General features: G+C 72.6%; 12 protein-coding genes and 1 pseudogene. 4 read left to right on the top strand and 9 right to left on the bottom strand.

Annotated features, from left to right (window positions below; all coding sequences use genetic code 11):
- Positions 1 to 225, top strand: a pseudogene (locus tag FE256_RS18280) (hypothetical protein); the annotation flags it as partial.
- A 9-nt stretch (positions 226 to 234) separates the two neighbouring features.
- A complete protein-coding gene (gene lpdA / locus FE256_RS16720; protein ID WP_138177922.1) occupies positions 235 to 1,632 on the top strand; it encodes a dihydrolipoyl dehydrogenase in 1,398 nt (465 codons plus the stop codon).
- Positions 1,633 to 1,707: 75 nt separating this feature from the next.
- Here lpdA and FE256_RS16715 read toward each other — a convergent pair whose 3' ends face one another.
- Together FE256_RS16715 and FE256_RS16710 are read right to left on the bottom strand one after the other, a co-directional pair.
- Positions 1,708 to 2,349, bottom strand: coding sequence for a CYTH domain-containing protein (locus FE256_RS16715; RefSeq protein ID WP_138177920.1), 642 nt, complete (start codon positions 2,347 to 2,349; stop codon positions 1,708 to 1,710).
- Entirely contained in the window at positions 2,346 to 2,573 is a 228-nt protein-coding gene (locus FE256_RS16710) for a response regulator (RefSeq protein ID WP_138177918.1), read from the bottom strand. Before FE256_RS16710 ends, FE256_RS16715 begins: the two co-directional genes overlap by 4 nt.
- A 68-nt stretch (positions 2,574 to 2,641) precedes the next feature.
- Here FE256_RS16710 and FE256_RS16705 point away from each other — a divergent pair, with 68 nt between their 5' ends.
- Entirely contained in the window at positions 2,642 to 3,397 is a 756-nt protein-coding gene (locus FE256_RS16705; RefSeq protein ID WP_138177916.1) for a glutamine amidotransferase, read from the top strand.
- Here the strand turns inward: FE256_RS16705 and FE256_RS16700 are convergent.
- From FE256_RS16700 to FE256_RS16675, 6 genes are all read right to left on the bottom strand, one after another.
- Positions 3,385 to 4,092, bottom strand: a complete 708-nt coding sequence (locus tag FE256_RS16700; RefSeq protein ID WP_138177914.1) for an NAD(P)H-hydrate epimerase — start codon at positions 4,090 to 4,092, stop codon at positions 3,385 to 3,387. The two genes, FE256_RS16705 and FE256_RS16700, sit on opposite strands and share 13 nt — an antisense overlap.
- Positions 4,093 to 4,121: 29 nt before the next feature.
- Complete coding sequence (locus FE256_RS16695; RefSeq protein ID WP_138177912.1) at positions 4,122 to 5,144, bottom strand: YhjD/YihY/BrkB family envelope integrity protein; 1,023 nt, start codon at positions 5,142 to 5,144, stop codon at positions 4,122 to 4,124.
- Positions 5,145 to 5,286: 142 nt separating this feature from the next.
- The gene (locus tag FE256_RS16690) at positions 5,287 to 5,787 is read right to left on the bottom strand and encodes a prepilin peptidase (RefSeq protein ID WP_138177910.1); all 501 of its coding nucleotides are present in this window, start codon (positions 5,785 to 5,787) and stop codon (positions 5,287 to 5,289) included.
- A complete protein-coding gene (locus FE256_RS16685) occupies positions 5,747 to 6,043 on the bottom strand; it encodes a DUF1905 domain-containing protein (RefSeq protein WP_138177908.1) in 297 nt (98 codons plus the stop codon). The genes FE256_RS16690 and FE256_RS16685 overlap by 41 nt, the downstream gene beginning before the upstream one ends.
- 25 nt (positions 6,044 to 6,068) lie before the next feature.
- A complete protein-coding gene (locus tag FE256_RS16680) occupies positions 6,069 to 6,491 on the bottom strand; it encodes a ribosomal maturation YjgA family protein (protein ID WP_252371069.1) in 423 nt (140 codons plus the stop codon).
- On the bottom strand, positions 6,488 to 7,054 hold the full coding sequence (locus FE256_RS16675) for a mismatch-specific DNA-glycosylase (RefSeq protein ID WP_138177906.1): 567 nt from the start codon (positions 7,052 to 7,054) through the stop codon (positions 6,488 to 6,490). The genes FE256_RS16680 and FE256_RS16675 overlap by 4 nt, the downstream gene beginning before the upstream one ends.
- A gap of 57 nt (positions 7,055 to 7,111) precedes the next feature.
- Here FE256_RS16675 and FE256_RS16670 point away from each other — a divergent pair, with 57 nt between their 5' ends.
- Positions 7,112 to 7,909, top strand: a complete 798-nt coding sequence (locus tag FE256_RS16670; protein WP_138177904.1) for an alpha/beta fold hydrolase — start codon at positions 7,112 to 7,114, stop codon at positions 7,907 to 7,909.
- A 7-nt stretch (positions 7,910 to 7,916) separates the two neighbouring features.
- Here FE256_RS16670 and FE256_RS18275 read toward each other — a convergent pair.
- On the bottom strand, positions 7,917 to 8,372 hold a 456-nt coding region (locus tag FE256_RS18275; protein ID WP_502704865.1), incomplete at its 5' end, for a mannosyltransferase YkcB-related protein.

Raw genomic sequence — 8,372 nt, 5'->3', positions numbered from 1 at the left:
CCCACACCCACGCCGACTCCGACGGCCGCGTCCTCCCCCGAACCGACCGTGACGGTCACGGCCACTCCCGCCCCGGCGGAGAACACCTCCGAGGCCTCTCTCCTGCCCTGGATCCTGCTCGCGATCGCCCTCGTCCTCGTCGTCGGCGCACTGGTCTGGCTGGCCGTCGCGCGAGGCCGCCGCAACGGCCCGAACGGCGGCTCGGCGGGGACCTCCGGACGCTAGGCTGGGACCATGCCTCATTACGATCTGGTCATTCTTGGTGCGGGTCCCGGCGGGTACGTCGCGGCCGTTCGCGGCGCGCAGCTGGGGCTGTCGGTCGCGGTCGTCGAAGAGAAGTACTGGGGTGGTGTGTGCCTGAACGTGGGCTGCATCCCCTCCAAGGCTCTGCTGCGCAACGCCGACCTCGCGCACACGTTCCACGCCAAGGCCGACCTGTTCGGTATCTCCGGCGACGTGCACTTCGACTTCGGCAAGGCGTTCGACCGTTCCCGTAGCGTCGCGGCCGGGCACGTCAAGGGCATCCACTACCTGATGAAGAAGAACAAGGTCACCGAGTACGAGGGCCGTGGCCACTTCGTCGACGACCACACGCTCGACGTGACCAAGGCCGACGGCTCGAAGGAGCAGGTCACCTTCGACAACGTCATCATCGCCACCGGGTCCACCGTGCGCCTCCTCCCGGGAGTGACCCTGTCCGAGAACGTCGTCACCTACGAGGAGCAGATCCTCACCCGTGAGCTTCCCTCCTCGATCGTCATCGTCGGCGCCGGAGCCATCGGCATGGAGTTCGCCTACGTCATGACGAACTACGGCGTGAAGGTCACCATCATCGAGTTCCTCGACCGCGCCCTCCCCAACGAGGATGCCGAGGTCTCCAAGGAGATCCAGAAGCAGTACAAGGGCTACGGCGTCGACATCCTCACCTCGACGAAGGTCGACTCCGTCACCGACCACGGCGACAAGGTCACCGTCGCCTACACCGCCAAGGACGGCTCCACCGGCTCGATCGACACCGACCGCGTGCTGATGTCCATCGGCTTCGCCCCCAAGGTCGACGGGTTCGGCCTCGAGAACACCGGAGTGAAGCTCACCGAGCGCGGCGCGATCGACATCGACGACCACATGCGCACGAACGTCCCCCACATCTACGCGATCGGTGACGTCACCGCCAAGCTCCAGCTCGCGCACGTCGCCGAGGCCCAGGGCGTCGTCGCGGCCGAGACGATCGGCAACGCCGAGACGCAGACCCTCGGCGACTACCGCAACATGCCGCGCGCCACCTTCTGCAACCCGCAGGTCGCCTCGTTCGGCCTGACCGAGCAGCAGGCTCGCGACGCCGGTCACGACATCAAGGTCGCGAAGTTCCCCTTCTCGGCGAACGGCAAGGCCAACGGCCTCGGCGAGCCCGTCGGCTTCGTCAAGCTCGTCGCCGACGCCGAGACCCTCGAGCTCATCGGCGGACACCTCATCGGCCCCGACGTCTCCGAGCTCCTCCCCGAGCTCACGCTCGCGCAGAAGTGGGACCTCACCGCCCTCGAAGCCGCGCGCAACGTGCACACCCACCCGACGCTATCGGAGGGCCTGCAGGAGGCGTTCCACGGCCTCACCGGCCACATGATCAACCTCTGATCCGACCGGCCGCAACGCCCGACGGCCCCCGACCCGCTCGATGAGCGGGGTCGGGGCCGTCGGCGTCAGGGGGGGTCAGTGCCCGAGGGCTCGGGCGAGCTTCGAACCGGATGCCGCGGGCCGGCCGCCCGCCGCGAACACGGCCGCGTCGACCGCGGCGAACAGCGCCGCACGCCCGGTGTCGTCCGCGGGGCCGGCGGGGCCGAGCTCGACTTCCCACTCGCGCCACTCGGATTCCGCGCCGCGACGCTCGTCGCGTGCGCGGACGCGGTCGTCCACGAACTCGGCGACGAGGCCGCCGTCGGCATCGAGCAGGGCGTAGGCGGTGCGGTGGTTGCGCACACGGGCGAGCGGCAGGAACGGTCCGTGCGCCCACGCGGCGACGGCATCCTGGATCTCCTCCGGGACCACCGGAGCCGCGTCGGCGTCGCCGATCTCGCCGAGGGGCCAGTGCGTCTCGGACCGGCCACCGGGCGCGGGGGCCTTCACGTGCCACCCCTCATCCGGTCCGCCCTGCCGCCGTCGCACCGCGACGCCGACCCGCGCGAGGGCGCCATCGACGGTGTCGACGTACCGGGCATCGAGGTCGCGCGGCTCGGCGTCACCGACGCGCGCGACCCCCGGGATCCCCGACCAATCGGGCACGGGCGTGCCGTCGTCGACGTCGTACTTGGACTCGACCTCGACCGACGACGACCCGGGAGCCGTTCCGCTCAATCGTCGCGTCCGTCGGCGTCCGGGTTGATGTCCTCGGTCTCTTCCACGTACGAGAAGACCGCCTGCGTGGGTCCGTCGGAGTCACCGGTGTTCTCCAGCCCGCCGTCGCGACGGTAGACGAGCTGCCCCTCGCTGTAGGGCATGATCAGCGTGTCGTCGGTCTCGTTCTCGAGCGGGATCACCTGCCCGTCGAGCGGGCCTCCGGTCAGTCGTGCGATAGCCATGCGCCCAGCGTAGACCGGGGCCTCGCGCAGAGGCCGCGCCTTGACACCCCTGACCTAGACTCGCTCGGGTGACGAGGACGGACCTGCCCGGAGACCGCCCGTTCGTGCTCCTGGCCACGCGCGCCGAGGACCGACCGGCCGACGAGGAGTACGCGCTCTTCCTCCGCTTCACGGGCCTGCCTCCGCAGCGGCTCCGGCGCGTGCGCCTGGAACGCGACCCGATGCCCGAGATCGATCTCGATGAGATCGCCGGGATCCTCGTCGGCGGAAGCCCGTTCAACGCCTCCGACCCGTGGGAGAAGAAGTCGGCGGTACAGCGCCGCGTCGAGGCAGAGATGGCCGCGCTCGTGAACGAGGTGGTGGCGCGCGATGCCCCGTTCCTCGGTGCCTGCTACGGCGTCGGCACGCTCGGCACGCATCTGGGCGCGCCGATCGACGGGACGTACGCCGAGCCCATCAGCGTCGTGGACGTCTCGCTGACCGACGCCGGCCGCGCCGATCCGCTGCTGTCGGGGATGCCCGCGACCTTCCCGGCCTTCGTCGGCCACAAGGAGGCGATCTCCGCGCTCCCCGCGGCGGCGACGCTCCTGGCATCCTCCGCCACGTGCCCCGTGCAGATGTTCCGGGTCGGCGAGAACGTCTACGCCACGCAGTTCCACCCCGAACTGGATCTCGGCGGCATCGTCACCCGCATCCACGCGTACGCGTCGTTCGGCTATTTCCGCCCCGACGAGCTCGAGTTCACCCTCGCCGCCGTGCGGCGGTCGCCGGTGACCGCGACCGGCCGGATCCTGCGGGCGTTCGCCGAACGCTACGCCCGCTGAACCGGGGGCCGGCGAACGACCTCGACGGCCGCCGTCACCGCGGGGCGGACGCGCCGCAGCTGCGGCTCGAGACCGAGGTCGACCAGGACGATGCGGCCGCAGAGCTCCGGACCGCGACCGCGGAGGATCCCCGCCTTGACCGCTCCGAAGGTGACCGTGATATCGGCCGGGAGGACCGCGGTGTCCGCCTCGCCCGTGTCCGGGTGCAGACCGCTGGGGAGGTCGACCGCCACGACGCGCAGCCGCCGGTCCGCCACCGCCGGGCGCAGGGCCTCGACCACGGCGCGAGCGGTGCCGCGCAACCGCGGGTCCGCGGAGGCGCCGATGCCGAGGATGCCGTCGACCACCAGGACGTGATCCGCCCCGGCGGCGCAGACCTCCGAGGCATCCCGGAGCCGAGCCCCCGCGGCGACTGCGGCATCGAGCGCCTCCCGATGCACGTGATCGCGGGTGAGAACGATGTCGACGCGGGTCGCCACTCGGGCGAAAGTCGCCGCCGAGTACAGGGCGTCGCCGCCGTTGTCGCCCGAACCGACGACCACCAGGACGGCGCCCGGGGTCCGTGCGAGCTCCTCCTCGACGACGTCCGCGAGCGCACGGGCGGCCTCATGCATGAGGGGCCGTCCGGCCGCGAGCAGCGGAGCCTCCGCCGCCCGGACCGCGGCGGCGGTGTACGCGACGGTGCGCTCGGTCATGTGGTCACCCTAGACGCGTGTCCGCGGGCTCAGCGGGAAGCGGTATTCTTCGCCGTCGCCTCGCGTTCGTGCGCTTCGGCCTCGCGCGCGGCATCCAATTCACCGACGGCGGCCTGCACCGCCCGCTCGGCACGCTGGACCCGGAACTGCACGAGCGTCGACGCGGCGTACTTCGCGCGGACGCGATCCTGGTCCTCCTCGTGACCGACCATGATGTACGCACCGGCGATGAGGATCACCTGGCTCGAGAGGTTCAGCCACAGCAAAAGCGCGATGAGCGCGGCGAACGTCGCGAGCAGAGGGTTTCCGCCCGCCCCGCGGACGAACAGGCCCGACAGCTGCTGCAGCGCGACCAGCCCGATGCCGCCCAGCAGAGCGCCGCGCAGGAGCGTCGCCCGACGCACGCGGAGCCCGGACAGCAGCGCGAAGGCCGCGGCGATCACGGCCGCGTCGAGCGCGAGCACGATGAGCGTGGAGACGAGCCAGGTCAGGATGCCGGTCACCCACGAATCCGCGGAGATGCCCAGCCATCCGCGCACCACCGTCAGCCCCGCCGTGGCGAGGAAGGTCACTCCGGCGGCCGCGGCGAGCGACACACCGATCCCGAGAGCCAGCAGGAGGTTCCGCAGGAGCACCCACACGATGAAGGTGTCCTCCGTCGTCACGTCGGCGAGCTGGCGCAGAGCGGACCGCAGCGACCCGACGGCGCCGATCGCCGCGCCGAGCAGACCGATCGATCCCAGGACACCCGCGATCGTGAAGCCCGCGGGCGCCTTGATCTCGGCGACGTCGATGAGACCGTCCGGACCGACGAGCCCCGGGATGACGCCGTCGACCGCGCGCACGAGGGCGGCGAGCCCGTCGGGGTTTCCCGCGAGCCACAGGGCCGCGAACGAGAACCCGATGAGGACGCCCGCGAACACGCTGAACAGCGTCCGATAGGTCACGCTGTCGGCGAGCATGGGTCCGCGTCGCCCGGAGTAGACGAGGTACGCGCGCACGAGTCGCCGCTGCAGCGCCCACGCGGTGACGCGACGAAGGAGGTCAGCCATCCTCCCAGGCTATGGGAGCGGCACGATCTGCCCCGGCGGGGTTGACCGCGCGTCGAACACGCAGATCGTGCCGGGCTTCGCCGCGGGGCGGGCCCGTCCCGCGACATGCGCGCGATCCTGCGCCGCACACGCGCGGGGTCGCTCACCGGAGCTCTCCGAGCAGCACCCACCACGTCCCCAGCAGCAGCGGGGGCCCGAACGCGAACACGGCACCCCGGGCACCGGAGAGCAGGATTCCGGCGGCCGCGGCCCCGCCGCACAGGAACCCGGTGAGGATCCCCGAGAGCACGGCATCCGGTCCGAACCACCCGAGGTGCGCCCCCGCGAGGGCGGCGAGCGTCACGTCTCCCCCGCCGAAGGCCGTCGGCTGCGCACGATGCAGCGCGAGGCAGACGAGGAACGCGGATGCCGCCCCGCCCCACACCCCGACGAGGCGCGGCGGTTCGTCGGCGGCGAGCGCCGCGGAGGTCAACAGCACGAGGGCCAGCGCGAGTCCCGGCAGGACGAGCGCGTGCGGAAGGCGGTGGTGACGCCCGTCGATGACGGCGAGGATCCCGCCGAGCACCGCGAACACGGTCAGCGCGACGCCGAGCACGCGGCGCTCAGGCGTCGAGGACGGCGAGCCGGGCGAGGACCGTCGCATCGGGGAGGATGCCCTCGCGTTCGCGCACGGCGCGCTTCAACGGCAGGACGTAGACGCCGTCTGCCTGCGGGAAGATCGACGTGCGCCACGTGGAGGAGCCGATCGTGACCTCGACGCGCACTCCGCCGAAGCCGCGCCGGAAGGTCTGCGTCTCGCGGATGTCCTCGCTGAGTCCGGGCGGAAGCGCGACGAAGTACCAGGCGCTGTCGAGCCGGGCCTCCCACCGGAAGACCTCTCCCTCGAACTCGACGATCATCGTGTCTCCCTCCGACGCCGTCACCCTACCCGCGGCGGGACGCGGGCCGCGGGCGCTCTCCCCTGGGGAGGAGCCGTCGGCGCACCGCGAGGTCGACGCCCACCGCCACGGCAGCCGCCGCGAGCGAGACGAGGAGGTCGCGCGCGTCGAAGCCGAGCCCGAGCACCAGGGCGATCGGCGGGAACGCGTCGGCCCAGGCCGCGGGGAGCCCGGTGAGCTGCAGCAGTTCGACGCCCACGCACCACGCCGCCGCGACGGCGGAGAGCACGACCGGCCGGGCGCGCGGGAGGAGCGCCACGAGACCCGCGTACGCGGCGACGGTGTAGAGGGCGTCGCCCACGATGTCGGTGACGATCGACCCGGGCGCCGCGTGGACGGTCAGCCCCGCGGCGACGACGGCGAGCATCGCCGCACCCGCCGCGATCCGGCGACGCACGATCTCCGTCACGGGAGGATCCCGGCGGCCCGCGCCGGTTCCGCGTACGCCCGCGCGAGCGAGGCCACCGTGTCGTGCGCGTTCAGGCCGCTGGGGTTGGGCAGGACCCACGTGGGCACTCCCCCGATGGTCTCTCCCTGGCGCCCGGCGAGGGCCTTGGGCCGGTCGAAGCCCTGGCGGTACGCGGTGAGACCCACCACCGCGACCGCGGGCGGCGCGAGGGCGGCCACGCGATCCTCGAGAGCGGCGGCGCCGGCGCGCAGTTCCGCGCGGTCGAGTTCGTCGGCACGCGCGGTCGCGCGGGCGACGAGGTTGGTCACGCCCACCCCCGCGTCGAAGATCATCGCCCGGTCGGCGTCGTCGAGCGGACCGGCGAAAGCGGGCAGCCGCGGCAGGATCCCGGCCTCGACGAGCGCGGGCCAGAACCGGTTGCCGGGGCGGGCGAACGGGGTCCCGGTCGCGGCGGTCCACAGCCCGGGGTTGATGCCCACGAACAGCAGGCGCAGGCCCGGTCCGACGAGGTCGGGGATCGTGGCATCCCGGTACGACTCGAGCTCGGCACGTGTATACCCCATGAGACCACTATGACCACTTCGCCGTCCGGCCCGCGCGACTGTGCCAGGATCGGCGGAATGGATGCCGTGCCCGCGCTCACCGAGGTCCCCGATCCGCAGTTCCTCATCGTGGGCGACAACGTGCGCCTCGCCACGTATACGTGGGGCGACCCCGAGGCTCCCACGGTGCTGTGCGTCCACGGCTTCGGGTCGAGCACCCGCGACAACTGGGTCAACACCGGCTGGGTGCGCGATCTGCTGCGGGCGGGGTTCCGCGTCCTCGCCGTCGATCAGCGCGGTCACGGCGCGAGCGACAAACCGCACGACGCCGCCGCGTACCGCATGAGCGCGCTCGTCTCGGACCTCGTCGCCGTTCTCGACACCTACCTGGTGGATCAGGTGCGCTACCTCGGCTACTCCCTCGGCGGCCGCGTCGGGTGGCAGCTCGCCGTCGACGCCCCCGAGCACGTCGAGCGCGCCGTGCTCGGTGGCATCCCGGACGGCCGGCCGCTCGCCCGGTTGCAGGTGGAGCAGGCCCGCGCGTTCCTCGATCGCGGGGAGCCGGTGCAGGATGCCACCACCCTGCGCTACGTCTCGCTCGCGGAACGCGTGCCGGGCAACGACCTGCGCGCGCTCGTCGCCATCGCCGAGGGCATGCGCCTGGGCGAAACCGACCCGGACCCCGCGTCGCCCCCGCTGCAGCCCGTGCTCATCGCCACCGGGACCGAGGACCCGATCCACGACCAGTCCGCGAACCTCGCGGGGCTGCTCCCCCGCGGCGAGTTCGTCGACATCCCAGGTCGGCACCACGTGAACGCCCCCGGAGCGCGCGCGTTCCGCGAGGCCGGGATCGCGTTCCTGTCGCGCGAGCTCTGACCGGCGTTCATCCGCAGACGTACACGGTGCTCGGAGCATCCGCCGCCGTCGCGCAGTTCTGCTCCACCCACGCGCGGATCTGCGCCGAGACCGTGGAGGTCGAGGCCGTCCCCGCCCCCACGGCCGCGCCCCCGGGCCCGCCGACGCGGTCTTCTTCGCCGATGACGTAGCGGAGCTGTCCGGTCTCGACGAGCGAGACGAAGGTCTCCAGGGTCGGTGCGGCGTCGGTGCCGTTGAACCCGCCGATCGGGAGCACTGACGCGCCGCCCGAGGCCACGATGAGCTGCGCGGCGGTCTGCGCTCCGAACGCGGCGGCGAGATACGTCGTGTCGCCGCGGTGGGCCTCGAGCCAGGTCCGCAGTTCCGTGCTGTCGCCACCGAACCCGCCCGCCCCGCCGCCGGCAGCGCCGTTCCGGCCGCCGGTCGAGCCCGGTCCCGTCGCGCCGGCGGTGCCTCCCGCGCC

Source organism: Microbacterium sp. 5K110, from assembly GCF_005774735.1.
In the GTDB taxonomy this organism is placed as follows: Bacteria; Actinomycetota; Actinomycetes; order Actinomycetales; family Microbacteriaceae; genus Microbacterium.
Note: the sequence above shows the minus strand (reverse complement) of the source record. Positions and strands in the feature narration are given on the sequence as shown.

Coding starts and splice junctions, on each gene's coding strand:
- FE256_RS16690 (WP_138177910.1), bottom strand. CDS start 5,787: ATGCGACGGTCCTCGCCCGGCTCGCCGTCCTCGACGCCTGAGCGCCGC.
- lpdA (WP_138177922.1), top strand. CDS start 235: ATGCCTCATTACGATCTGGTCATTCTTGGTGCGGGTCCCGGCGGGTAC.
- FE256_RS16675 (WP_138177906.1), bottom strand. CDS start 7,054: ATGGGGTATACACGTGCCGAGCTCGAGTCGTACCGGGATGCCACGATC.
- FE256_RS16710 (WP_138177918.1), bottom strand. CDS start 2,573: ATGGCTATCGCACGACTGACCGGAGGCCCGCTCGACGGGCAGGTGATC.
- FE256_RS16670 (WP_138177904.1), top strand. CDS start 7,112: ATGGATGCCGTGCCCGCGCTCACCGAGGTCCCCGATCCGCAGTTCCTC.
- FE256_RS16700 (WP_138177914.1), bottom strand. CDS start 4,092: ATGACCGAGCGCACCGTCGCGTACACCGCCGCCGCGGTCCGGGCGGCG.
- FE256_RS16685 (WP_138177908.1), bottom strand. CDS start 6,043: ATGATCGTCGAGTTCGAGGGAGAGGTCTTCCGGTGGGAGGCCCGGCTC.
- FE256_RS16695 (WP_138177912.1), bottom strand. CDS start 5,144: ATGGCTGACCTCCTTCGTCGCGTCACCGCGTGGGCGCTGCAGCGGCGA.